15 protein-coding genes and 1 pseudogene are annotated in these 25,917 nt (G+C 62.7%); 6 read left to right on the top strand and 10 right to left on the bottom strand.

What is annotated here, in order from left to right; all coding sequences use genetic code 11:
- Positions 1–142 precede the first annotated feature (142 nt).
- Genes recC through recD form a run of 3 tightly spaced genes read left to right on the top strand, consistent with a single transcriptional unit; the run spans position 143 to position 9,578 of the window.
- On the top strand, positions 143–3,736 hold the full coding sequence (gene recC, locus U5S82_01890; protein MDZ7750418.1) for an exodeoxyribonuclease V subunit gamma: 3,594 nt from the start codon (positions 143–145) through the stop codon (positions 3,734–3,736).
- Positions 3,733–7,452, top strand: a complete 3,720-nt coding sequence (gene recB, locus U5S82_01885; GenBank protein MDZ7750417.1) for an exodeoxyribonuclease V subunit beta — start codon at positions 3,733–3,735, stop codon at positions 7,450–7,452. Before recC ends, recB begins: the two co-directional genes overlap by 4 nt.
- Positions 7,449–9,578 carry an exodeoxyribonuclease V subunit alpha gene (gene recD, locus U5S82_01880; GenBank protein MDZ7750416.1) on the top strand — a complete coding sequence of 710 codons (2,130 nt, stop codon included), beginning with the start codon at positions 7,449–7,451 and terminating at the stop codon, positions 9,576–9,578. The genes recB and recD overlap by 4 nt, the downstream gene beginning before the upstream one ends.
- A gap of 83 nt (positions 9,579–9,661) precedes the next feature.
- Here the strand turns inward: recD and U5S82_01875 are convergent, their stop codons facing one another.
- Together U5S82_01875 and U5S82_01870 are read right to left on the bottom strand one after the other, a co-directional pair.
- On the bottom strand, positions 9,662–13,006 hold the full coding sequence (locus U5S82_01875) for an efflux RND transporter permease subunit (protein ID MDZ7750415.1): 3,345 nt from the start codon (positions 13,004–13,006) through the stop codon (positions 9,662–9,664).
- Positions 13,007–13,040: 34 nt separating this feature from the next.
- Positions 13,041–14,333 carry an efflux RND transporter periplasmic adaptor subunit gene (locus U5S82_01870; protein ID MDZ7750414.1) on the bottom strand — a complete coding sequence of 431 codons (1,293 nt, stop codon included), beginning with the start codon at positions 14,331–14,333 and terminating at the stop codon, positions 13,041–13,043.
- A 370-nt stretch (positions 14,334–14,703) separates the two neighbouring features.
- On the opposite strand from U5S82_01870, the gene U5S82_01865 reads away from it, so the two are divergent.
- From U5S82_01865 to U5S82_01855, 3 genes are all read left to right on the top strand, one after another.
- Positions 14,704–15,762 (top strand): AI-2E family transporter, encoded by a 1,059-nt coding sequence (locus tag U5S82_01865; protein ID MDZ7750413.1) that lies wholly within the window; start codon positions 14,704–14,706, stop codon positions 15,760–15,762.
- A gap of 118 nt (positions 15,763–15,880) precedes the next feature.
- Complete coding sequence (locus U5S82_01860) at positions 15,881–16,741, top strand: transglutaminase family protein (protein ID MDZ7750412.1); 861 nt, start codon at positions 15,881–15,883, stop codon at positions 16,739–16,741.
- Positions 16,742–16,891: 150 nt separating this feature from the next.
- A complete protein-coding gene (locus tag U5S82_01855; protein ID MDZ7750411.1) occupies positions 16,892–17,098 on the top strand; it encodes a DUF6494 family protein in 207 nt (68 codons plus the stop codon).
- A 54-nt stretch (positions 17,099–17,152) separates the two neighbouring features.
- On the opposite strand, the gene U5S82_01850 is transcribed toward U5S82_01855, so the two are convergent.
- The 8 genes and pseudogenes from U5S82_01850 to U5S82_01815 all read right to left on the bottom strand — a co-directional run bounded on the left by U5S82_01850 (position 17,153) and on the right by U5S82_01815 (position 25,904).
- Entirely contained in the window at positions 17,153–20,380 is a 3,228-nt protein-coding gene (locus U5S82_01850; protein ID MDZ7750410.1) for a type I restriction endonuclease subunit R, read from the bottom strand.
- A complete protein-coding gene (gene rhuM, locus U5S82_01845; protein MDZ7750409.1) occupies positions 20,377–21,369 on the bottom strand; it encodes a RhuM family protein in 993 nt (330 codons plus the stop codon). The genes U5S82_01850 and rhuM overlap by 4 nt, the downstream gene beginning before the upstream one ends.
- 76 nt (positions 21,370–21,445) lie before the next feature.
- Positions 21,446–21,583 (bottom strand): annotated as a pseudogene (locus tag U5S82_01840) (DUF262 domain-containing protein).
- Between the two features lie 89 nt (positions 21,584–21,672).
- The gene (locus tag U5S82_01835; GenBank protein ID MDZ7750408.1) at positions 21,673–22,167 is read right to left on the bottom strand and encodes a DUF4411 family protein; all 495 of its coding nucleotides are present in this window, start codon (positions 22,165–22,167) and stop codon (positions 21,673–21,675) included.
- On the bottom strand, positions 22,164–23,318 hold the full coding sequence (locus tag U5S82_01830) for an ImmA/IrrE family metallo-endopeptidase (protein MDZ7750407.1): 1,155 nt from the start codon (positions 23,316–23,318) through the stop codon (positions 22,164–22,166). Before U5S82_01830 ends, U5S82_01835 begins: the two co-directional genes overlap by 4 nt.
- Positions 23,315–23,488, bottom strand: coding sequence for a hypothetical protein (locus tag U5S82_01825; GenBank protein MDZ7750406.1), 174 nt, complete (start codon positions 23,486–23,488; stop codon positions 23,315–23,317). Before U5S82_01825 ends, U5S82_01830 begins: the two co-directional genes overlap by 4 nt.
- Positions 23,485–25,197 (bottom strand): AAA family ATPase, encoded by a 1,713-nt coding sequence (locus tag U5S82_01820; protein MDZ7750405.1) that lies wholly within the window; start codon positions 25,195–25,197, stop codon positions 23,485–23,487. Before U5S82_01820 ends, U5S82_01825 begins: the two co-directional genes overlap by 4 nt.
- The gene (locus tag U5S82_01815) at positions 25,194–25,904 is read right to left on the bottom strand and encodes a restriction endonuclease subunit S (protein ID MDZ7750404.1); all 711 of its coding nucleotides are present in this window, start codon (positions 25,902–25,904) and stop codon (positions 25,194–25,196) included. Before U5S82_01815 ends, U5S82_01820 begins: the two co-directional genes overlap by 4 nt.
- Between the last annotated feature and the right edge of the window lie 13 nt (positions 25,905–25,917).

The raw sequence follows: 25,917 nt of genomic DNA, 5'->3' as shown, positions 1-25,917 counted from the left end.
TTTCCATGCCTGTTTGCCATCGAGAGGGGAGTGAGGCTAAGAATCGCTTGCGGACAATCTGAATGTTCTGACTGCCCGAATCGGGTGTCACACCGGTAGCCTGTAACATCAGCACTGAGTCGCACACCAGCCAAGGATCTCCATGATCGAACCTGCCGCCATCCAACCGGGCTTTCATGCCATCCACGCCAATCATCTGGAAGATCTGCGCCGCGCCGTGGTGTACATCTGCCATCGCAACGCCGTGCCGCCTCTCGGGAGCGAAACCTTTCTGGTACAAAGCAACGGCATCGCCCAGTGGCTGAAGCTGGCGCTGGCAGCGAAGCGCTCGGAAGACGGCCGTGAAGGTGGCCTCGGCATTGCTGCCGGTATGGACTTCCTGTTCCCTGCCCGTTTTATCTGGCAGGCCTACCGGGCGGTGCTGCCGGAGGGCGAGGTACCGGAGCAGTCACCCTTCGACAAGCGCCGGCTGCTGTGGCGGCTGTACCGGTTGTTGCCGGAACTGGTGGGGCAGGATGAGGTGTTTGCTCCCCTCGGCCGCTTTTTGGAGGGCAGCGATCCGGAGCTGCGGGGCTTCCAACTGGCAGAGAAGGTGGCGGACCTGTTCGACCAGTATCAGGTATTCCGGGCCGACTGGCTCAGCGCCTGGGAGCAGGGGCAGGATGTGATCATCACCGCCAGGGGCGAGGAAAGATCAGTCGAGGAAGAAACCCGCTGGCAGCCGCGGTTATGGCGCAGGCTGGTGGCAGACGTGGGTACCGACCCCCACACCAGCCGTTCGCAGATCCATACCCGATTCATGGCCGCAGGCCAGCGTATCCGTGTGCCGGCCAATCCCTCCCGGCTGCCCCGGCGCATCGTGGTGTTCGGCGTGTCCTCGCTGCCCCGGCAGGCCCTGGAAGCCCTGTACGTACTCAGCCGTTTCAGCCAGGTGGTGCTGTGTGTCCATAACCCCTGCCAGTTTTATTGGGCGGACATCATCAGCGACCGGGAGTTACTGAAGGCCGAACGCAAGCGCGGCGCCGCCCACCCCACGCTCTCGCGGATTGCCGATCCGGACCAGCTGCACCAGCACGCCAATCCGTTGCTGGCAGCCTGGGGCAAACAGGGGCGGGATTACATTCGCCTGCTGGACGAATTCGATGACCCGGACCAGTATCGGGGCAGCTTCCGGATCCCGGACCAGAAGATCGACATCTTCTCGGAGCACGGCGCCGGTGAAGCCCCCTCTGTGCTGCACCAGTTGCAGAACGACATCTACAACCTGACACCCCTGCGGGACATCCGGGCCGAGAACCGCCGCCTGGATCTTGTACGGGACCACTCCCTGGCGTTCCACGATGCCCACAGCCCCCAGCGCGAGATGGAAATCCTCCACGACCGGTTACTGGCCGCCTTCAATGCCGATCCGACGTTGCGGCCCCGGGATGTCATGGTCATGGTGCCGGATATCAACGTTTACGCCCCTCATATCCAGGCGGTGTTCGGCCGTTACCAGCCCGGGCGCAGGCGCCATATCCCGTTCACCCTCGCCGACCAGGGTCAGCGCCACCACGAACCGGTGCTGATCGCCCTGGAAACCCTCATGTCCCTGCCTCGCAGCCGCTTCGGCGTGAGCGAGATCATCAGCCTGCTGGAGGTGCCGGGGATTCGCGACCGTTTCGATATTGCCGAACAAGAAATCCCCCTGGCCCGGCGCTGGGTGGAAGGCGCCAACATCCGCTGGGGCCTGCACGGCCGGCACCGGGAAAGCCTGGGACTGCCCGCAGGGCTCGAGCGCAATACCTGGCAAGCGGGCCTGCGTTCCATGCTCCTGGGTTACGGCATGGGGGATGACGCACCGTGGGCCGGTGTGCAGCCTTACGGCGAGATCGCCGGGCTTGAGGCCAGTCTTGCCGGCCGCCTCGGCGAGTTCGTGGAGCGCCTGGAAGCCCTGTGGCAGGCGCTGCAAACAGCCCGCACCCCGGGGGAATGGGAGATCCTTTTCTCGGCCATGCTGGCGCGGTTTTTTCACCAGGTCACCGGCAGTGATTTGCTCCTCCTCAACCGCTTCCGTCGCCAGTTGGAACAGTGGCTGGACGATGCCCTGGCGGCCGGCCTGAAAGACCGGACCCTGCCCCTGAATATCGTCAAGGACGTGCTGCTTGAAGGCCTGGACGATGGCGGCCTCAACCAGCGTTTCCTGGCCGGCAAGGTAAATTTCGCCACCCTGATGCCGATGCGGGCGATCCCCTTCCGCATGGTGTGCCTGCTGGGCATGAACGACGGTGACTACCCCCGCTCCCGGCCGCCGGTGGATTTCGATCTGATGGCCCGGGATTATCGGCCCGGGGATCGTTCCCGCCGGGAAGACGACCGGTACCTGTTCCTGGAAGCCCTGTTATCGGCGCGGGAACAGCTTTACATCAGCTGGGTGGGGCGCAGTATCAAGGACGATTCCGCGCGCCCTCCGTCGGTGCTGGTGGGCCAGTTGCGGGATCATCTGGACAGCCTGTGGCAGGTTGACGGCACGGCCGATACGACCGTCACCGGAGCCCTGACCACCCGGCATCCGCTGCAGCCCTTCAGCCGCGAGTACTTTCCCAAGGCCAATGGACTGGAACAAGGCGAGAACAGTCCACCCAGACCTGTGGCCGAAGTGCTCCAGGCCCGTAGCCTGTTCACCTACGAGCGGGAATGGCGCAGCGCCCATGGTATCGAGGCGCCGCATCGGGAACGGCGCCCCTTGGCCTACCGGGAGCCCGAGGAACCCCTCACCCTGAATGACCTGGCGGCGTTCCTTAAAAAGCCCATAGACACCTTCTACCAGCGCCGCCTGCAGGTGCGCTTCGAGGATGTGGAGGACAAGGACGCCGACAACGAAAACTTTGACCTCTCCGGTCTGGATCGCTGGCGGTTGGATGACGAACTGATTCGGGACGGCCTGCTGAAAGCCGCTTCCGAAGAAGACTTGCGCGAACGGCTGGAGGCCACTCTGGACCGCATGGCCCGGCGGGGTGAGCTCGGCATGGGCGTCACCGAGCACCGCCTGCGCAGCGATCTATCGGCCCGGCTGCCGGATCTGTTCGAGCGCTACCGGAGCGCCCTGGCGGCCTGGCCGGAAGTAGTCAGCGAGCCGTTGCCCTTCGAATGCCGTTTCAACCATGACGGTAGTTCGGTGGAGGTCGTGGATCTGATTGACGGCCTGCGTCGCAACTCCGACGGCCGGTGGTGCCGCCTGGTTGTGGCGCGTTCCGGTTTGCTGTCCGGCTCCGGCTCGGCCAGGAAAGTGCGCTATGCCAACCTGATGCGGGACTGGGTGATCCATGTGGCCGGGCAGCTCACGGGGCAACCCTTCGAGACCCTGATTCTGGCCAAGGAAGAGGGGCGCAGTTTCCGCTTCGCGTCCCTGGGCCGGGAACGGGCCCGGATCCATCTCGAAGCGATTGTCGCCCACTGGATGGACGCCACCACCCGGCCCCTGCCCCTGCACTGTAATGCCGGCTTTGCCTGGATTTACAGTTTCTACCAGAGCAGGAAGTTTCGCGGTCAGCATGAGCGGGCCATCAGCGATGCCGAACAGGCCTACACCACGGCATTGGAACGCGATGCCGGTTACCTGAGGGGGGCCTTCGAGCGTGCGGACTTACTGACGGCCGGCGGTGAGTTCGAGGCGTTACTGCATTCACTCTATGTGCCACTGTGGGAGGCCGAGCAGGATAAGTCCGCCGCCGAACAGATTGAGGCCACGGCATGAACGATGTGAACCCGAGCCTCGACCCCTTAACGTTGCCCCTCAACGGCAGCACCCTGATTGAAGCCAGCGCCGGCACCGGCAAGACCTTCACCATCGCCATTCTGTACGTGCGTCTGGTATTGGGCCACGGCCAGCCGCCCGACAGCCCGCTGGCCGGGGGCATATTGCCGCCGAACCTGCTGGTCGTGACCTTCACGGATGCCGCCACCAAGGAGCTGCGGGATCGCATCCGCACACGGTTGACCCAGGCCGCCGAGGTCTTCTCCGGGAACATCGATGGCCTCGAGCCCTCGCCGGATACCCGGCTGATCTTCCGATTGCGGGACGAGGGCTACCCGGATCGGGGTACCTGGCCGGATTGTCGTAAGAAGTTGTTGCTGGCCGCCGAGTGGATGGATGAGGCCGCCGTATCCACCATCCACGCCTGGTGTAACCGCATGCTCGGCGAGCATGCCTTCGACAGCGGCAGTCTGTTCAAACTCACCCTGGAAACCGACCATAGGGATCTGCTGGACGAAGTGGTGCGGGATTACTGGCGTACCTTTATCTATCCCCTGCCTCCCGTGTTGATGGATGAAGTCCTCTGCCACTGGACGACGCCGGACGACCTGGGCAACGCGGTACGCAACCTGATTCCGCTTGCGGACAGCCTGGAAGTGACCGTCGGAGATGTGAAACAGGCCATCGAGCGGACGCTCGATGAGCGCCTGGAACGGGCGCGGGCATTGAAAGCCAATGACTGGAGGGCCTGGAAAAGCGAAGTCCTGGAACTGCTCGACGAACTTCACGCCGCGCGACGCCTGCACGGTAATAGCAGGAATGCGATGCGCAAGGTCTGGGACATACTGTCGTCATGGGCCGAATCGGACGAACTCCTTCCCGAGGGTCTGGACAAAGCCGGTTTCAAGAACCAGACGCCGGCGGGTCTGAAGAAGACCCTCAAGGTTGAGGGCCCGGCGCCACACCATGCCGCCTTCGACGCCATTGCCGAACTGGTCGCATTCAGCGAGAACCTGCCCGGCGCCGAGGCTGATATCCTCAGGCATGCCAGCCATTGGGTCGCCCGGCGTCTGGAATCGGAAAAACATAAACGCTCGGAAATGGGCTTCGACGATCTGCTTACCCGCCTGGATGACGCCCTGCACGGCTCCCGGGGTGATCAACTGGCAGTGACCATCCGCCGCCAGTTCCCGGTGGCGCTGATCGACGAGTTCCAGGATACGGACCCGGTACAGTACCGGATTTTCAACCGCATCTACCGGGTGGCGGACAACGATCCTGATACCTGCATGCTGATGATCGGTGACCCGAAGCAGGCCATCTACGGCTTCCGGGGCGCCGATATCCACACCTACCTGGAAGCCCGCAAGGGCGCCCTGGGGCGTACCTACACCCTGGGCCGCAATTTCCGATCCGCAGAACCCATGGTGAAGGCGGTCAATCGGGTGTTCGAGCATGGCGATAAAAGCGGCCGTGACGGCGCCTTCCTGTTTGGCAAGGGCGATACCTCGGCACTGCCGTTCCGTGCCGTGGACGCCAATGGCACCGAACGGTCATGGTCGGTGAATGGGCAGGTCGGGCCCAGCCTCACCTTCTGGGCCCTGGAATCCGAGGCAGAAGACAGCGCCGGCAACAGCAAGAGGCTGGCCAAAGGCGCCGCGACCAGCGAGGTGGCCGAAGCCTGTGCCAGCGAGATCACTCGGCTGCTGACCCTCGGGCAGCAACGAAAGGCCGGGTTCGTGGTGGCGCACAACGGGTCGGATATTCAGCCTCTCGCACCCGGGGACGTCGCGGTTCTGGTCAACAACCGCGTTGAAGCCAGTGCGGTGCGGGATGCTCTCGGGCGGCGGCGTATCAAGAGCGTGTACCTGTCTGACCGGGATTCCGTGCTGACGTCCCAGGAAGCGAAAGAAGTGCTTTACTGGATCAAGGCCTTCGCCGAACCTCGCCAACTGGCCTACGCGCGAGCCGCGCTGGCCACGCCGACGCTGGGGCAGTCCTGGCAGTCTCTGGACCGGTTGCTGGCCGATGAGATCGCCCTGGAGCGGGAGATCGAACGCTTTATGGGTTACCAGCAGCAGTGGCAACGCCAGGGTGTGCTGCCCATGCTGCGCACTTTCCTGATGGATTTCGATGTCCCCGGCCGGCTGCTGCAACGTCCGGATGGCGAGCGCCGGCTGACGGACATCCTCCATATTGCCGAACTGCTCCAGCAGGACAGCCTGCAACTGGATGGGGAACATGCCCTCGTTCACCACTACACCCAGATGCTGCGAGTGGCGGATGAGGAAGACGAACACCGCACCCTGCGTCTGGAAAGTGATGCCGGTTTGGTGAAGGTGATTACGGTGCATAAATCGAAGGGTCTGGAATACCCGCTGGTGTTCCTGCCGTTCGGCACCGCCCATCGGGCGGAAAGGGGGAAGCGGGCGTTTGTGCGCTATCACGACGACGGCGGCAGGCCGGTGACCGTGTTTGATCCAACGCCTGAAGATGTGGCGCGGGCAGATCGGGAACGGCTGGGTGAAGATATCCGTAAACTCTATGTGGCCCTGACACGCGCCCGGTTCGCCGCCTGGGTGGGTGTGGCGGCGATCGACGACTGGGAACTGAGTGGCCTGGGCTACGTGATAGGGGGAGAAGGCGGGGAGCAGCAGCCCGTCGGCGATTTCCTGAACACACTGGCGGGGGAACACCCGGCCATTGCGATTACGTCGCTGCCGGCAGCCACCGGTGGACACTATCTCGAGAAAATGCCGGAGGCCCTGGGACCTGCCTTGAACTCGAAGCGGGAAGCATGGGAAGACTGGTGGATTGCCAGTTACTCCTCCATCGAATACACCGGCATGGCGGGGACGGGTATCGTGTTCGCCGGGGAAGTGGAAGACGCGGAGACTCAGAACATTCTGGAAGAAAGTGTCAGGCAGGCGGGCGAAGAGACGCCTTCGAGTCCGGCCACCCGCGACCATCATCATTTTCCCCAGGGCGCCGGTCCCGGTACCTTCCTGCACGAAGTGCTGGAATGGTGCGCCCGCCAGGGCTTCAAACAGGTTATGAACAACCCGGCACAGTTACGCGAACAGCTCATCCGCCGGTGCAGCACGAGGGGCTGGAATCCATGGGCGGTACCTTTGGAAAAGTGGTTGCTGGCGCTGATCGGCAAGCCGCTGCCCCTGGGCCGGGGCGGCGATGAAACCGTCACCCTGGCGGACTTGGGCACCCTGCGCCCGGAACTGGAATTCTGGTTCGAGAGCTGCAACGTCAGCACCCGGGTCCTGGATGAGTGGGTCACACGACTCACTCTCAACGGCGCCGACCGGCCCCGGGTGGAAGACCGCCGCTTCAACGGCATGCTCAAGGGTTTCATCGACCTGATGTTTGAGCACCATGGGCGGTATTACGTATTGGACTACAAATCCAATACCCTGGGCACCGGCGACGACGCCTACACCCATCGGGCCATGGGCGAGGCGATCCTGAAAGAACGCTACGATTTGCAATACATTCTTTACCTGCTGGCCCTGCACCGATTGCTGAAGGCGCGGCTGGCCGATTACGACTACGACAGCCATATCGGCGGCGCCGTGTATCTGTTTCTGCGCGGCGTCAATGCGCCGAGTGCCGGGGCGTTCACGGACAAACCTCCGAGGGAACTCATCGAGAAGCTGGACGCCCTGTTCGATGGCGAGGCCGGGCAAGGGGGGGTGGCCCCATGAGGATGGGCGAGGTGGAAGCTCTGCTGGAGGGCTGGCAGCAGGCGGCATGGGTCCGCCCTCTGGATGTGGGCTTCGCGCGACTCGTCCGGACGCTTTCGGAAGCGCAGGGGGATAGCCCGCGGCCGTTATTGTTGTTGCTGGCGGTGCTGGCGTCCCACCAGGTCGGCCGCGGTCATGTGTGTATTGATCTGGCGACCCTGCTGGCGGATGCCGGTAAGACACTGTCGCTGCCACCGGAAGAACAGGTAGGGGTAAGGCCGATCCTCCCCGAAGTTGCGGTTCCCGGCCCGCTGACACCGGACGATGTGCTGGCCGACGTTTCCCTGCGGGACTGCCTGTCCGCTCTGGATGACGCTCTCGCAGTGACTGACGGCACTTCTGTGTCCCCTCTGGTGTTGAACGACAGCCGCCTGTACCTTCGCCGGTTCTGGCGCTACGAGCAGCGCATCGCCGAGGGTATTCGCGAACGACTGGCCTTCCCTTCGGCGCTGGCCGATCCTGGATCAGCGCCCGCCCGCACCTTGGCCGAGGCCCTGGGGCATTTGTTCAAACCGCAGCAAGGCGTGGATTACCAGAAGCTGGCTTGTGCCCTGGCCGCCCGCAACCGCTTTGCGGTGATCACCGGTGGGCCGGGCACCGGCAAGACCACCACGGTGGTGAAGCTGCTGGCGGCCTTGCAGGCCGTGGCCGGTGAATCCCCGCAACGGGCCGGTCGCAAATACCGCATTCGTCTGGCCGCACCCACCGGCAAGGCCGCTGCGCGGCTGAACGAGTCCATTGGGGGGGCCGCCAGCCGTCTGCCCCTGGGTGAGTTGCCGGGCCACGTGGTGCTGGATGACATCCCCACCCGGGTCACCACCCTGCATCGTCTGCTGGGCAGTCACCCGGACACCCGCAGATTCCGTCACGACCGGGATAACCCGCTGCTGGTGGATATCCTGGTGATCGACGAGGCCTCCATGGTGGATGTGGACCTGATGGCCTCGGTGTTCGACGCCCTGCCTGCCAATGCCCACCTGATCCTGCTGGGCGACAAGGACCAACTGGCCTCGGTGGACGCGGGTGCCGTCCTGGGTGAATTATGCCGGCGGGCGCCGGACGCCCACTACACCCCGGATACCGCCCACTGGCTGCGGGCGATCATCGGTGAGCCGATTCCCGATGCGCTGATCGACGCCCATGGCCAGCCCCTGGACCAGGCCGTGGCGATGCTGCGCAGGAGTTACCGGTTCGGTGAAGACAGTGGCATCCGCAAGCTGGCGGATGCGGTGAATACCAATACCCTGGATGCCACCGTATTGCAGCAGTGCCGGGACGGTAGTTTCGATGATGTCATGTGGCTGAATGGTCGCAGGGTCAAACCGGTCCCGGGCGATATCCTGGACCGGGTCTGCAGCCATGCCGTCACGGGCACGCCGGAGGCCTTCAGCAACCACGGCCGGGGTCGGCTAGTGGACAACCGGCCATTGCCGCCGCCGGTGGGGTATCGGCACTATCTGGAGAAGATACAGCAGCACGAGCTGACGGCCCACAGTCCCCGGCAAGACTGGGACGATCTGGCGAGGGACGTCCTGGAGGCCTTCAACGATTTCCAGCTTCTCTGCGCCTTACGCAAAGGCCCCTGGGGAGTGGAGGGCCTGAACGAGCGGGTGGCCCTTCGCCTCCTGGGCGAGAGGCTGATTCCCCGGGCCGAAGGCTGGTATGAAGGACGCCCCGTGCTCATTACCGGTAACGATTACAACCTGGGTCTGATGAACGGGGATATCGGCATCACCTTCCGTGTGCCCTGGGACCAGGCCGGGACGGGTGAGCCGAAACCCATGCTGCGGGTTGCCTTCCCGAGTGGGGACGGCACCGGGGACATTCGCTGGTTATCCCCCAGCCGGCTGCAGCAGCTGGAGACCGTGTACGCCATGACGGTGCACAAATCCCAGGGCTCGGAGTTCAACCACACCAGCCTGCTATTGCCGGACCGGCTCAGCCCGGTAATGACCCGGGAGCTGATCTACACCGCCATCACCCGGGCGAAAAACTGGTTCAGCCTGATCACCGGCGATGCCCAGGTATTGCGCGACAGCGTGGAGCAGCAGGTGGTCCGCGCTTCCGGCCTCGCCCAAAGGCTCTGAGTCCCGATGGTCGCGGGCAGGGTAGAAGAGGCGACACCGGACCCTGGATGGCACTGGGTGGGAATGATTCCGATCGGGGTGCTTCACGGCACCCAGCCGGGGGCGTGGGCATTGGTGTCCGTATCCGCCCGGGCCAGCAGCCGGCGCTGCCACAGCAGGTAGATGGCGGGGATGACGAACAGGCTCAGCAGCGGGGCGGTGATCATGCCCCCCACCATGGGGGCGGCGATGCGCCGCATCACCTCGGAGCCGGCGCCGGCCCCCAGCATGATGGGCAGCAGGCCGGCGATGATGGTGGCCACGGTCATGGCCTTGGGTCGCACCCGCATCACCGCGCCCTCCATGATGGCTGCCTTGAGGTCGTCCTCGCTCCCCAGCCGGCCGATGTCGCGGCGGTCCTTGAGGGCATTGTCCAGGTACACCAGCATTATCACGCCGAACTCCGCCGCCACCCCGGCCAGGGCGATGAAGCCCACGGCCACCGCCACCGACAGGTTGTAGCCCAGCACATAGATGAGCCAGAAGCCCCCCACCAGGGCGAAGGGCAGGGACAGCATCACCAGCCAGGCCTCGGCGGCACGCCGGAAAATCATGTAGAGCAGCACGAAGATGATGGCGAGGGTGAAGGGCACCACCTGGGCCAGCCTCTCCTGGGCCCGCAGCATGTACTCGTACTGGCCGGACCAGGTGAGGGAGTAGCCGGGGGGGAGTTCCACCTCCGCGCGCACCCGCTGCCGGGCCTCTTTCACGTAACCGCCCACGTCGCGGCCGCGGATGTCCACGAAGGTCCAGCCATTGAGGCGCGCGTTCTCGCTCTTCAGCAGGGGAGCGCCGTCCGTGATGACCACCTCGGCGACGCTGCCCAGGGTCACGTGGGCGCCGGTGGGGGTGACGATGGGCATCTCCCGGAGTTTATACACGTCGTCCCGCTGCTCCCGCGGGAAGCGCAGGTTGACGGGATAGCGCTCCAGGCCCTCCACGGTGCGGGTGATGTTGATGCCGCCCACGGCGGCCGCCACCATGCGGTTGATGTCCTCCACGTTGAGGCCCACCCGGGCGGCCTCCAGGCGGTGGGGGCGGATCTCGATGTAGCGCCCCCCCGCCACCCGTTCGGAGAAGGCCGAGGCGGTGCCCGGCACCTGCAGCACGGTCCGCTCCACCGCCTGGCCGAGGCGCTGGATCTCCTTGAGGTCGGGGCCGGCGATCTTGATGCCCACGGGGGTCTTGATGCCCGTGGCCAGCATGTCGATGCGGGTCTTGATGGGCATCACCCAGGCGTTGGTGACGCCGGGGAAATCCACCTTGCGGTCCAGTTCCTCGATGAGGCCGTCCACCGTCAGGCCGGGGCGCCACTCGGATCGGGGCCGGAGCTGGATCACGGTCTCGATCATGGTCAGGGGCGCCGGATCCGTGGCGGTGTCGGCGCGCCCCACCTTGCCGAACACCCGCTCCACCTCGGGCAGGCTGGCGATGATGCGGTCGGTCTGTTGCAGCAGTTCCCGAGCCTTGCCGATGGACAGGCCGGGCAGGGTGGTGGGCATGTACATGAGATCGCCCTCGAAGAGTTCCGGCATGAACTCCGAACCGAGGCCCTCGTGCCAGTCCGCCACCACGGGCACGCCGCGGGTGGCGGTGCGCCAGCCGTCGGTGAGGCCGGCCTGCCAGCCCTCGATGGTGGTGACCGCTCGGTCGCCGGTGCCGGGGGCCGCCAGGGAGGCGGCCTGGAAGGGCCACTTCAGGGGCTCCAGCAGGCCGCCCACGCCATACAGGGGCACCAGCAGGGTGGCGAACAGCAGGGCGGATACGGCGATGGTGGTGCGGGGGGCCGCCAGTACCACCCGCAGCAGGGGCCGGTACAGCCACACCAGCAGGCGATTCAGGGGATTGGTCTCCTCCCGTGGGATGCGACCGCGGATGAAGTAACCCATGAGCACCGGCACCAGGGTCACCGCTAGGCCTGCGGAGGCGGCCATGGCATAGGTCTTGGTGTAGGCCAGGGGCGCGAACAGGCGCCCCTCCTGGGCCTCGAGGGTGAACACCGGCAGGAAGCTCAGGGTGATGATGAGGAGGGAGAAGAACAGGGCCGGCCCCACCTCGGTGGCGGCGCGGGTCACCACCCGCCAGTGTTCCTCGCCACGGGGCGCGTGGCCGAAGGTCTGGCGATAGCGTTCCAGGTGCTTGTGGGCGTTCTCGATCATGACGATGGCGGCGTCTACCATGGCGCCGATGGCGATGGCGATGGCGATGCCGCCGAGGGACATGATGTTGGCGTTGATGCCCTGGTAACGCATGACCACGAAGGCGGCCAGCACCCCGAGGGGCAGGGTGACGATGGCCACGAAGGCCGAGCGCAGGTGGAACAGGAATACCAGGCACACCAGGGCCACGACGATGAACTCCTCCACCAGCTTGCTCTGGAGGTTGTCCACCGCGTCCAGGATCAGTTCGGAGCGGTCATAGGTGGGGACGATCTCCACCCCCGCCGGCAGCCCTGCCGCCAGCTCTTCCAGCTTTTCCTTGACGGCGGCGATGGTGGCCAGGGCGTTCTCGCCGTAGCGCATCACCACGATGCCGCCGGTGATCTCCCCCTCGCCGTCGAGGTCCGCCACCACGCGGCGCATCTCCGGCCCCACCTGCACCGTGGCCAGCTCACGGAGCAGGATGGGCACGCCCCGGGGATCGATGCCCACGGGGATGTGTTCGATGTCCTCCAGGGACTGGATGTAGCCGCGGGTGCGCACCATGTATTCCGCCTCCGCCAGCTCCACCACCGAGCCCCCCACCTCGCGGTTGGCGTTGCGGATGGCCTCGTCGAGGCGCCGCAGAGGAATGCCATAGGCCCGCAGCTTCTCCGGATCCGCCACCACCTGGTACTGGCGCACCATGCCCCCCACGGTGGCCACCTCGGCCACCCCCGGGACCGTCTGCAGCTCCAGCTTGAGGAACCAGTCCTGGAGGCTGCGCAGCTCGGCGAGATCGTGGGTCCCGGTGGGGTCGGTGAGGGCATAGCTGTACACCCAGCCCACCCCGGTGGCATCGGGGCCGAGGCGCGGCGCCACCCCCTCCGGCAGATCCGCGGCCGCCTGGTTCAGGTACTCCAGGACCCGCGAGCGGGCCCAGTAGATGTCGGTGCCGTCCTCGAAGATGACGTAGACGAAGGAGTCGCCGAAGAAGGAATAGCCGCGCACCGTCTGGGCCCCCGGCACCGCCAGCATGGTGGTGGTGATGGGGTAGGTGACCTGCTCCTCCACCACCCGCGGGGCCTGGCCCGGGAAGGTGGTGCGCACGATGACCTGGACGTCCGACAGGTCGGGAATGGCGTCGAGCGGCGTCTCCCGCAGGGACAGCAGCCCCCAGGCGGTGAGGATGATGGTGGCCAGCAGCACCAGGAAACGGTTGTGCACCGACCACTGGATGACCTTGTCCATGGCTTACCGCCGCGCCGCCGGCCGGTGGCGGCCTTCAGTGGCCGTCATGGGCAGTCCCGGCCGGGGCACCGTCCGACATGCGCATGAAGCTGGCCTGGAGGCTGGACTCGGAATCGATGAGGAACTGGCCGGAGACCACGACCTCGTCCCCCGCCTCGAGCCCCGACAGGACCTCCACCTCGCCGCCGCGCTGCATGCCCGTGACCACGTCCACGGGCTGGAAGCGGCCGTCCCCCAGGGCCTTGATCACCGCCTCCCGCTCGCCGGTGACGATGAGGGCGGGACGGGGGATCTTGAGGACATCCCGCTTGGGGCCGCCGTAGATGACCACGTCGGCGAACATGTTGGGCTTGAGTTCCAGCCCCGGGTTCGGGAACACCAGGCGCACCCGCAGGGTGCGGGTGACGGGGTCGAGGTCCGGGTAGAGGTAGTCCACCGTGCCCTCCCAGGTCCTGCCGGGATGAGCGGGTACGGTGATCTCCGCCGTCTGGCCGCGGGCCACCCAGTCGATCTGATGCTCGAACACGTCCACCATCACCCACACTTGGCTCAGATCGGCGATGGTGAACATCTCCGTATCCTTGCTGACGTACATGCCCTCGCGGGCCATCATCTGGGTGATGACGCCCGAGATGGGGGCTCGCACGGGCACCGTGTTGCGGGTCACCCGGGCCTCCTCGATGTCGCGGATGATGGTGTCCGGCACGTCCAGCAGGCGCAGCAGGTTGCGGGCCTTCTCCACCCGGCCGGGCCGGGTGGCGCCGCCCTCGGGCCCGGTGGCGATGAGAAAATCCACCTGGGCGGACAGGATATTGGGGGCGTAGAGGTCGGCGAGGTTCTGGCCGCGGGTCACGGGCTCCCCCTCCGAGCGCACCGCCAGGCCCTCTATCCAGCCCTCCGCGCGGGGGTGGATGTGGGCGATGCGGGTCTCGTCGTAGGCCACCCGGCCTACGGTGCGCACGAAACGCCACAGGGTGCCCCGTTCCGCGACGGCGGTGCGCACGCCCATGTTCTGCACCATGGCGGCGCTGATGGTCACCGCGGGGTAGGTCTCATCGGTGGACTCCATGGTCTTCTTCACCAGGTCCATGCCGCAGATGGGGCAGGTGCCCGGGTCATCCTTGACGATCTGCGGATGCATGGGGCATACGTATTTGGGGTCGAGGTGCTTGCGGGCGTGTTCCAAAGCGGTGTCATCTGCCGCCTCGGCCAGGGACTCGCTGGGGGCCGTTGCCGGCTCGCCACAACCGCTCATAACCAGGACGGCCGCCAGGACGAAGATAGCGGGGAACCGGCCGCCGCCGGGCGACCCCGTACCGAAGCTCATGAAATTCTCCTTGGCCGACGGCATTGCATAGCCTTGACATCATACGGCAGCCAAAGTGCCTCACGATATCAATAACCGCCCGTTCCCGGGGCACGAATGTAGGTCGGGATTCATCCCGACACCCCGGCCAGATACATCACCACCGCACGTTCCCGGGGCACGAATGTAGGTCGGGATTCATCCCGACATTCCGGCCAGATACACCACCACGGCACGTTCCCGGGGCACGAATGTAGGTCGGGATTCATCCCGACATTCACACCCCGCCGCAGGCACCGACGCCGGGCCGGTACCCACGCCGGGTTGTCTTTCCAGTATCCTTTGCCCCCTGACATCCCCTCCACCAGGGGGGGCGGCGAAGGAGGGTAGAATGGGGGGCAAGCTCGAAGACCGGTCGTTTCTGCTGGTGCTGGCGGGGGTGACGCTGTTGTTTCTGTACCTGCTCAAGCCCTTCTTCGGTGCCGTGTTCTGGGCCTGTGTCATTGGCCTCATATTCTATCCGCTGCATCGCCGGGTGTTGCGGCGGCTCGAAGGGCGTCCCAACCTGGCGGCCCTGATTACCCTCATCCTGTGTGTGTTCGTCGGCGTGGTGCCGGCACTGTTCGTGCTGGGGTCGTTTTTCCAGGAGGGGGTGGCCCTCTACCAGCGCCTGCAGAGTGGCGAGCTGGACCCCGGCGCCTATCTGGACCGTATCCGCGAGGGTTTTCCCATGATCCAGGGCCTGCTGGAGCGCCTGGATGTGGACCTCGCGAGCCTCAAGCAGCGGCTCGCCGACGGCGCCGTGGGGGCCACCCGCTTCATTGCCGAGAATGCCGTGCAACTGGGCCAGGGCACCGTGCAGTTCTTCGTCTCCCTGGCCCTGATGCTCTACATTACCTTCTTCATGCTGCGCGACGGCCCCGCCCTGGTGGCCCTGCTGGTGCGGGCCCTGCCCCTGGGGGACGAGCGGGAGCACCTGCTGTTCGCCAAGTTCGCCGAGGTGACCCGTGCCACCATCAAGGGCAACCTGGTGGTGGCCCTGGTCCAGGGGGCATTGGGTGGCCTCATCTTCTGGATCCTCGACATCTACGGCGCTCTGTTGTGGGGCGTGGTCATGGCCCTGCTGTCCCTCATCCCGGTGGTGGGGGCGGGCCTCATCTGGGCGCCGGTGGCCATCTACCTGTTCGCCACCGGCGACTGGGTGCAGGGGCTGGTGCTGACGGGCTTCGGCATGGGGGTCATCGGGCTCGCCGACAATGTGCTGCGTCCCGTGCTGGTGGGACGGGATACCAAGCTCCCGGATTACCTGGTGCTGCTCTCCACTCTGGGCGGCTTCGTGCTGTTCGGCATGAACGGCTTCGTCATCGGTCCCATGGTGGCGGCCCTGTTCGTGGCCTTCTGGGGGATCTTCATGCGCGACTTCAACAGCGAGCCGGAGGAGGCTGGGTGAATCCACGGCCGCGGATGGGCGGGGCCGCGTCGCCCTGCGAACGGCTTTTCACCGGTGACGTCATGGTCCCGCCACCTTCTCCCACCATACCCACTCATGACAGGGCAGGAGCTTCACCATGCGACGTCTGAATATCAGTCATGTCACCGAGTACCGCTTCCCGGTCCCGGCATCGCTGTTGCCGCACCGCCTGTTGCTGCGCCCGCGGGAGAACCACAACGTGCGCATCGAATGCGCCGAGCTGGACATCGTGCCTTCCCACAGCGTGCAGTGGCAACGGGACGTGCTGGATAATTCCGTGGCGGTGGTGAGTTTCTTGGAACCGACGGATCGCCTGTGTATCGCCAGCAACGTGATCATCCAGCATTACGAGGACAACCCCTTCGATTTCCTGCTGGAGGACTACGCGGTGGCCTACCCTTTCAAATACGCGGCCGCTGAACAGGCCGAGCTCGCGGCTTTCCAGCAGGCCGACTATCCGGCCGATGCGCAGGCCGTGGGGCAATGGCTTGACGCCCTGGACTTGAGGCGTCCGGATCAGACCATCGTGTTGCTGGATCGCCTGAACCGTGCCATCGCCAACGGCTTCGTCTATCAGATCCGCGAGGAGCCCGGGGTACAGGGGCCCGCCCTTACCCTGGCCCTCAACGCCGGCTCCTGCCGGGACTTCGCGGCCCTGTTCATCGAGGTCTGCCGCGCGCTTGGCCTCGCGAGCCGTTTCGTCAGCGGTTATCTGTACGTGGAGTCGGGCGAGGCCGACAGCGCCTCCACCCACGCCTGGGCCGAGGTCTATCTGCCTGGCGCCGGCTGGAAGGGTTTCGACCCCACCAGTGGCACCGTGACGGGCGACCGGCATATTGCGGTGGCGGTGGCCCGCCACCCGGAGGCCGTGCCACCGGTGGCCGGCAGCTTCCTAGGGCCGGCCAGCAACAGCCCGCAGCTCAGCATCGTCGCACGGGTCACCGAGCTGGCAGGTTAGCGCTGGGCGGGCAGGATGCGGGTCATGGGGCGGGGTCCTGGTGACCAATGGCGTGCTGGCCCCGGGGGGAGTTTCGCGGGGCGGACTGGCGTACCATCTCAGCTTTGCAGCAGGATCCCCGGCGGATCCGCGAGCGACGAGGAGAAGACGATGGACGAAGAAGTGCTGAACCAACAGATACGCGCCTTTCTCAAACGCACCGGCATCACCGCCCAGCGCGAGATCGAGGCCGCCGTGCGGGCCCGCCTGGCGGACGGCCGGCTGCAGGGCAACGAACGCCTGCCCGCCTCCATGACCCTGCGCGTCGCAGGGGTGGAGCTGGAGGTGACCATCGACGGGGACATCGCCCTGGAATGACGCCGGCCGCGGTCGCATTTGGGTGCCTGTTGGGGTGAGCCCGCGAACCCCAATTTATCCCTGGCCCACGGCGGCGTAATAAGGCGAGGGCACGGTCGGGTAGGCGCGGTATATATGCCGGAATACGTCCTCGGTCTTCTGGTCCACGTCCGCTTCGGCAAACGTATCCACGGGCAGCCCGCTGGCATCATCCCAGAGAAAATCCCGAATGGCGCTGCGTACGGCGTCGCGGGTGGCTTCCTTGTCGCGCCAGTGGTCGACGCGCAGTTTTTCGGCCTTCAGTCTTTCGAGTAACTGTACTGCGACCGCCTTGATGCGTTTGATCTCCGCGGCCTTGAGTTCCGGTTTTTTCAGCAGGTCGAATATCGCCAGGGTCTCCTCATCGAGCCCCTCCCGCACGGCGCGGTCTTCTTCCTCATCGAGTCCCAGAACCAGAGTGAACAGGGCCTCGAAGGTCTTTTCGATGGTGGCCCGGTCCTTCTCGCGGTTGTACTCGGCGACGATCTGCTCGTAGTGTTGTTGGAAGTCGGTGCGCAGCGGATTCTGTAACAGCAGCTTTTGCAGTCGTCGTTCGACGGCCTCGCGCAGGTTCTGAACCGTGGTGTTCTTGCCCGGGCTACGCTCGAATTCCTGGCGCAGGCGGTCGAAGTCGATCCTGCTGATGTCATAGGGCGCGGATTCTTCGCCCTGCCAGTCGGAGCGCACCTCGATCGCCTCATCCACCACGTCGTGTAGTTGTCGGATGATGTCGGTGATGTCGGCCCGCTCACGGTCCTGCTGCAGGCTCTTGTAGACGATATGGATGGCATCCCGATGCGCACGGTGGGTATTGACGCCGGCCACATTGATGCAGGCCTTGAACTTCTTGAACACCTCGCGGCACATCACCTCGAAGCGCTTGCGGCTTTCGTCGTTGCCGTTGGCCGCTTCCTTGCAGGCGACGATGGCGGCGTTGCGTTCGAAACCTGTCTTTCGGATGACCTCATCCAGTGAGGCCTGGCGGTCCTCCACGAAGGCGCGCACCAGGGCGATGGCCTCGGCCAGGTCGGCCAGCAGTTCCTCCTCGGGCCGTGCCGGGTCGATCTCGCCATCTTCGCCGTCAGGTTGGGTGCCGGCAAAGGTTGCCAGTGCCTTGCGCAGGTGTGCAAGAATGCCGCAGTAATCCACGATCAGGCCGTTGTTCTTGCCCTCGGCCACGCGGTTGGCGCGGGCGATGGCCTGCATAAGGGTGTGGGCCTTGAGGGGCTTGTCGAGATAGAGCGTGGACAGGCTGGGTACGTCGAAACCGGTCAGCCACATGGCGCAGACGATGGCGATGCGTAGCGGGTGTTCCGGTGCCTTGAAGGCATCGTCCAGGGCCATGGTCTGCAGGTTGCGGTATTCGGGCCTGGCGCGCATGGTCTCCGGCAGCTCGATGCCTTCCTTCATCAACTTGCGGTGCGGGATGATGTCCAGGTCCCACTTGTTGAACCTGGCGACCTCGCCCTGTTCCTCGCTCACCACCACCGCCATACGGGTCTCGCGCATCCAGGTGATCTGACGTTGACGAAATAACTCGTCCTGCTCGTCCAGGAGTTTTTCCTGCTCCAGCTCGCGGATGCGTTCATCCCAGTAAAAAGCCATCAGCCTGTGCATGCGCACACAGGTAACCTTGTCGATGCATACCAGCATCGCCTTGCCGGTCTCCCAGGAAGTGGAGTAGTGCTGCACGAAGTCCCGCGCCACCTGGTCGAGGCGCCTGCCGGCGGTGATGATGTGATAGTCGCGCTTGAGTTCCTTCTCCAGGCGCTGCTCCACATCGATGTCGTCGGTCTCCAGCGCTTCCAGTTTGCCGGCGATGCGCTCGTTGAGGTCGCCGATAGCGAGGCCCAGCTTCTCGCCGCGGGCATCATAATAAAGCGGCACGGTGGCTTTGTCTTCCACCGCCCGCTGGAAGTCGTAGGTGGAGACATACTCGCCGAACACCTTGCGCGTGATCTCGTCGTCCTTGAACAGCGGTGTGCCGGTAAAGCCGATATAGCTGGCGTGGGGCAGGGCGTTGCGTAGGTTCAAGGCCAGCGTGCCGTACTGGGTGCGGTGCGCCTCGTCGGTGATGACGATGATATCCTCGCGCTCGCTGTAGGGCTGCTCCGGTTCCACCTTCTTATTGAACTTCTGGATCAGCGAGAAGATAAAAGCCTTGTGCTGAATCAGCAGCGCGTTCAAATGGTGGCCGCTGGCGGCGCGGCATTCATCCCTCTCGCTCACCACGCCACAACCGGCGAAGGTCTTGTAGATCTGTGTGTCCAGGTCGTCGCGGTCGGTGAGGACCAGAAAGGTAAAATTACCGCCGAGCTTGCGGTGCACCTTGCGGGTGAACATCACCATGGAATAGCTCTTGCCCGAGCCCTGGGTGTGCCAGAACACGCCCAACTTGCCCTGCCGTGCCTTGCGATCCCGCACGGACGCAATGGCACGGTTGACGCCGAGAAACTGGTGATTGCGCGCGATGATCTTCTTCGCCTCGCCGGTGGATTCGTTGAACAGGATGAAGTTCTCCACCAGATCGAGAAAATTACGCCGGTCGCAGACGCCCTTGAGCAGGGTCTCCATATCCACCGCGCCGGGCGCCTCCTCTGCCAGGCGCTTCCACTCGTTGAAGTGGTCCCAGCGGCTGGTGATGGAGCCGATCTTCGCCTGCTCGCCATTGGCGAACATCACGATGGCGTTGTGGTGGAACAGATGCGGAACGGTGTCGCGATAGTCGGAGAAATTCTGCTCGAAGGCGGCTTTCAGGTTCTTGTGCAGATTCTTACATTCGATGAATAGCAGCGGCAGGCCGTTGACGAAACCGATGATGTCCGCCCGCCGCCGGTAGAGATCACCCCGCACCCACAGTTCACGCACGCAGAGAAAATCGTTGTTGTCCGGCGTGTCGAAGTCGAACAGCCGCAGGCGTCGCCTGTCGCGTTCTCCCTTGTCATTACGGAAGGTGACCTGCACGCCATCGATAATTTGTGTGTATTTCTCACGGTTGGTGGCGATCAGGGGTTGGGAGGCAACTGTCGCAGTGATCTGGCGTACGGCCTCGTCATAAGCCGAATCCGGTAAACCCGGGTTCAGCGCCATCATTTTCTCGCGCAGGGTGCGCGTCAGCACCACCTCGCGATCAGAAGCACGGCCCAACAGACTGTCCGGTCCGTAGTCCTCGTTGTTCCAGGCAAGCACTGAGCGCCAGCCGAGTTGCTGTTCCAAATAATCGGCGGTTGTCTGCTGAACCAGTGCGTCCTCGGTATAACTCATCGCCCCTCACTCTCCATGACCCCGGAGCCTGCTGTTAGTAGATTCATCACCAGCCGCACCATCAGCTCCTTGGCTTTCGGGTCGCTCTCGGCGATCAGCAGCGTCAGTGCCGTCAGGCCGTTTTCATCCAGGGTCAGGCGCATGCCCTCGTGGCGCAGGTAGAGCAGAAACAAAAACGCCCCGGAGCGTTTGTTGCCGTCCGAAAACGGGTGGTTCTTGATGACAAAGTACAAAAGATGGGCCGCGCGTTCTTCCCGGGTCTTGTAAAGCGGATCGCCAAACATGGTCTGTTCGATATTGCCGAGAATGGCCGCCAAGCCCTCGCTCCGATCGCGGGCAAACAGTTCACTGGCCTCGCCGCGCTCGCGCAATTCCCCGGCCAAGGCATCCAGCGCCCGACGCGCCTCTTCCAGAGCCAGCACACCACGCGCCGGTTGGGCACCGGCGGGGATATTTAGCCTGCCTTCGTCGTAGTCCAGCAGTAGGCGCCAGGTCTTGGCATAGCCCAGGATCAGGCCCACCACTTCCCTCCCGATATCGGTCACCAGTTCCTGCCGCGTCAAGGTCTGGCTTAGCAGATCCACCGCCTGCTCCAGTTCGGCCAGCCCCTGTTGTGCCAAACGGTGTTCGTTCAAGCTGTAGCCCTGGGTCAGGTGTTCGCGCAGCACGCGGGTGGCCCATTGACGGAAACGGGTGGCCTGGGTGGAGTTCACCCGGTAGCCGACGGAAATGATGGCATCCAGGTTGTAGAACTCGACTTGCCGGATAACCTCTCGTTCACCCTCTTTTTGAACTGTTGCATTTTTTGCAACAGTTCGGTCTCGCTTTAACTCATTGGTATCAAATATATTTTTCAAGTGGCGTGAGATAACCGACTTGTCCCGCCCAAACAGATCAGCCAGTTGCTGAAGGCTCAGCCAAAGAGTTTCGCCTTCCAGCCTGACTTCCACCTTCTGGCTTTCTGCCTCGAAAATCACGATGTCATTCATGCAGCCTCCTTGCTGTGCCATCACTCGAGCCATTGCCCGGCTGATTGAAAGTTGTATATGTCTTCAAATGAAAACCCCGCCCGGCGCGCAGAATGTCATCCCACAACTGCCGGCACTGCGGCTCGGTCCAGGACCAGGTGCGCTGGTAAATTGGTATGACGAACTGGAGTGACTTTTTCAGGAACTCGAAGAGTTTGGCTTCTGTGGCTTTCATGGGGTCATCTTTTCATTTTTCGTTCGATAGCATTAAGTCGAGTATTGGCGTAGTTTTACCCCGATCATCCATGATGCCAATCTGGCATATCATGCACCAGCCCCCAATACAAAACGCGCCCGCTCATGGCGCAACATCTCGAACGGCGTCATCACCTTGATCCCCAATCCTACGCAGACGTTCGGAATCTTGACCTTGTGTGGGGTATTCGCCGGTTTCTCGTGCGACACGACAATATGGCCATGCGCCAAGGCATGGGATACCAGCCAGTAATCCGCAACCTGCAGAAAAGTATTCACCGCCGCGGGCGTGTAGCCGTTTTCGGTTACCCACAGGCTGACGTTACCCATACCGCTCAGGACACTGGCATCGGGCTTGAGAAACAGCGCCCCGCCCACATCCTTCGCCCAATCCGATAGTTCATCGCCACCGGCCTCGATTTCATCGCCCACCTTCTCGATACTGAACACCTTCCGCGCGGCATTTCCCCGGATCAGCCACTCCCAGAACGCCGGACAGAAATCCAACCCATAGTGCAGGTTGTTCGCCGCCATGAAGACATTTGCATCCAGCAAATAGCTCATCCGTGCAACCTCAGCCGTCGCGCCTCTTCATAGAAGGTGGCGCTCTTTTTGATCCCCAGCATCCGGAAGGCATCGGTAAAGGGGGTCTGCCCTTCCAGCGTGCTGCCCACCACGGCCGATGCGAAACGCTTGCTGACCCGCGCGCCAAGGCTATTGTAGAAATCGCCACCGCCACCTTCCCGTGCAGAAAGGGCCTTCACCCGCTCCAGCTCCTCGCGGTAGACGCGCCACAACGTTGCCTGGTCCAATGATCCCAGGTCGTACAGGCGGCGGACGATGACCAGGGTGCTGACCTTGAACCAGCGGGCCAGACGCTGCATCTCCTCCTGCAACGCTTGCCCCGGCTGGTGGATCTGGCGCAGTTCTTCCAGCGGGACCAGCAACTCCGCCGCCACCGCGTTGCACCAGCGCTCCGTTTCCTCATCGGGCCGGGTGGCCGCCTGCGCGTCGGAGATGCCGCTCTCGCCGAGCCAGAGATGCGCCAGCTCATGGGCCAGGCTAAACATCTGCGCCGCCTTGCTGTCCTTGCCATTGATGAAGATCAACGGTGCAAACGCATCGGCGAGCGCAAACCCCCGGAACTCCTCGACAACCAGCGACCGGTGCGTATTGCTGCCCACCACGCCGCTGACCATCACCAGCACCCCGGCCTCCTCGATCTGTGCGATGAGACGGCGCAGCGCCTCCGACCAGTTGGACAACTGCTTTCTTTCATCCATATTGAAGCCGATGGTGCGGGCGATCCCGGCGGCAATATCAACCACCTGATCTGTTATCGAAGCAGAGCCCACGAAGGCGAGCGGATCCACGCCATACAGGCGCTGATGATCCCGATACCAGGCCTGCCGCTGTTGGCACAGGTAGATGGTATCGAGCAGGTCGGCAGAAGGCCACGACAGACGCGCCTGTGGCAGGGTGCGAAAATCCGGAATGGGCAACGGCTCCTCGGGCGGTTGCGGCAAAAACAACAAACCGATGGCGGTATGCGTCGCGGCGGCGAAGGCCTCCAGTTGCTTCAAGGTCGGCGCAAGCTCGCCCGTCAGCCACTCGTGCAGCTTAGGAAATTTGCCAGCCAACGCATCGGCGCTCACACCGGCGCGTTCAAGGGCCCAGCCGAGTAGATCGGGATTGACCGTGACGCGTGTTATCATGCCGCCACCTCCCCGTTCATTAGTTTGGGAAGTATCACCCCGCTGGCAGCGTAAACAAAGGCGCAGACGTCCCGCCCGAGGTAAGAGGTGCCGGAGCGCTTGAACTCGGTGGTGAAGCCGACGCCGGGGGAGAGGAGGTTGTGGAGGTTGTGAAAGTGCTGAAGGGTCACAATTGACCTCCCTGCCCCGTGAAACATGCTTGAACCTTCGTACAGAAATCTGTCAGCTTGCCAACATCAATCTGGCCGCAGGAATAACAATAAAGAAGATGCTGGGGTTTTCTGTGGCTGGAAACTGGCGGCGTTATCCCGAGGACTGTTTCGAGGTCTTTAGGCAATGTGACAACTGATTTCGTGAAATCAGCATGCTTTGAATCGAAGATAAGCTGATTGAGTTCCTGATGCTCATTTTTGTTGTCGTCATCATCATGGAGCACGGCGTGGACAACGCCAAGTGCGCTCAGCAGGTTCATGAACCGATGGATGTTGTACTTTCCGAGGCAATCCAGAATGTAGACGCCTTGAGGAAGAGACAATTTACCATCGTCAAGTAACCGGTTAATCAGTGCAGTTTCGCTTGGACCTTCGACCAGCAACACGCTTTCTGCAAAAAACATCCCGGCCCGGTCAGGATTCAACCACAGAAAATATTTCACGGCCTCCATCTCGGGCTTGAGGTCATCGTCCTGCATGGTTTTCTGGACTTTCGGATATTTGGCCGCGACTTGCTCAATGGCACGGTTGCCATCAACAATGTTGTCCCATTGGGTGGAGTCGACTTGAAATGTTTTTACAATTCCGTCACTTCTTTGTGCGTGAATTATGGCCGGAATGCGGCTGGCATTCCTGCTCACGAAATGCGCGGAGTGCGTGGAACAGACGATCTGCCAATCCTCGGCTTCGCTAACCTTGATCAAGTTTCTGGCAAGATCATCCTGTTGTGGCGGATGCAGAAACGCTTCCGGCTCTTCAAACAGAACAAGGTTGAGGGATGGTGTGAAATCCTTCGCCTTTTTGGAAACCTTTTGAGGGACGTATTTAGCGCCGAGCTGAATTAGTGAATAGATGAAATGCCGCTGAAATCCTGATCCAAAGTATTCAACGGCTTGCGGCTTCTCATGATGATTGTCCCGGATGTCCCAGCCGAGCATCGATTTGATGATTTCCGCTGTGGAGGGTGCGGTGAACTTCAGGTTGAACTTGGTCTGCCATGGTGAGAGCAGCGAGTTCAAATCCTCCTCGAAGCTCGAAAGAGACCGTTTGTCGTCAGTTTCTATTGCCCGAACACTACCGGCAAAGGTGGTCACGCTGTCTGTCAATGATTTATACGCCTCACTCCCCTCGACAACATCTGCCATGATGTTGGTGATTAGATCGCGCAAAGCCGACGGGCCGCTGAGCTTGGTATGCTCGTCGATCTTGCTGATTGCAGGAATGTAGATCAGGTCGCCAAACTTTCCGCTCTGTACGTTCTTGGCACCATAAAACGGTTCGTTAGATAATGTGCCGTCAAACTTGTAACCGAGAATCGACCCGGTCGCATTTTTGCCGTCGTGTATCTTTTCGCTGGTCTGGAAATACTTTCTCACTTTCAGAGTTTTTTCAGCGCTCTTGTACTCGTCTTTTAACGATTCGTGTTCTTGGTCGTCCAGAGCAAAAGTAAGCTCTATCCAAGATTCCTGGTCGGTTGCTCCCTTGAGAGGGAAGTCGCCATCTTTTTTAAATTTGAACCCGTCTTTTTCATAGAATGCCCGAATGCAGTCAATGATTGTGCTCTTTCCGGCATTATTTGCACCGACCAGAAGCGCATATGGTTGAAAACCCATAGATGCATCGATTATTCCCCGGAAGTTATGGATGGAAACATGCGACAGCGTCATACTGCGACCTCCCCGTTCATCAGGCGCGGCAGGAGTAGGTCGCGGGCTTTAGTGAGAGATGCGTTGTATTTTGTGAGGCACTCGATCTGTTTATGTATTTCGACTGCATGCTGCTCGAACAGCGTCAGAATCTTTACGTCAGGTACGAGTAGTGCACGGCTGTGAGCGTAATCTCTGTTAAGTCCGGGAACCGCGACGTCGGTGCTGATGAACTGCGTGTTGAGCAATGCGTAGTACAAGTAAAGGTTGCAGTTTTTGGGGTCGATGTAGTAGACGGTATCGATGGGGTAGAAGCCACTGCTCGCCCAGTAGACGCTTCCTACGTTGCCTTTTCTTCCCACGATAATTGCAGGGCCTGGCACAAGTGCTTTGTCGTGGGTGCCGACTACGCCACTTGAACCGTAGACTAAGTATGGACCTGGAACCCGGTCATCCGCCTTCAGTGCCTTGCCATACTTTAGCGGCGCCAACTCGCCAATAGTTTTCTTCTCCCACCCCTCCGGCACGCCGTCTTTGATTTTGACATGCTTATGGCCGGGGAAGCGGAGGTGGACGAACCATTCGTTGTAGAGCAGTCGGGCGGACTGTTCCAGCAACTGGATGCGGCGGCGGTTGTTTTCGATCATGTCGTCGTAGGCGGAGAGGATTGCGACGATAGACTCTTGGATCTTAATCGGTGGTAAAGCAATTGGAATTGATTTCAATATTCCTAAGTTAATA

It is taken from the genome of Gammaproteobacteria bacterium, assembly GCA_034522055.1.
GTDB lineage: Bacteria > Pseudomonadota > Gammaproteobacteria > JAABTG01 > JAABTG01 > JAABTG01.
The sequence above is the reverse complement of the archived record's forward strand: the minus strand, read 5'-3'. Positions and strand labels throughout refer to the sequence as shown.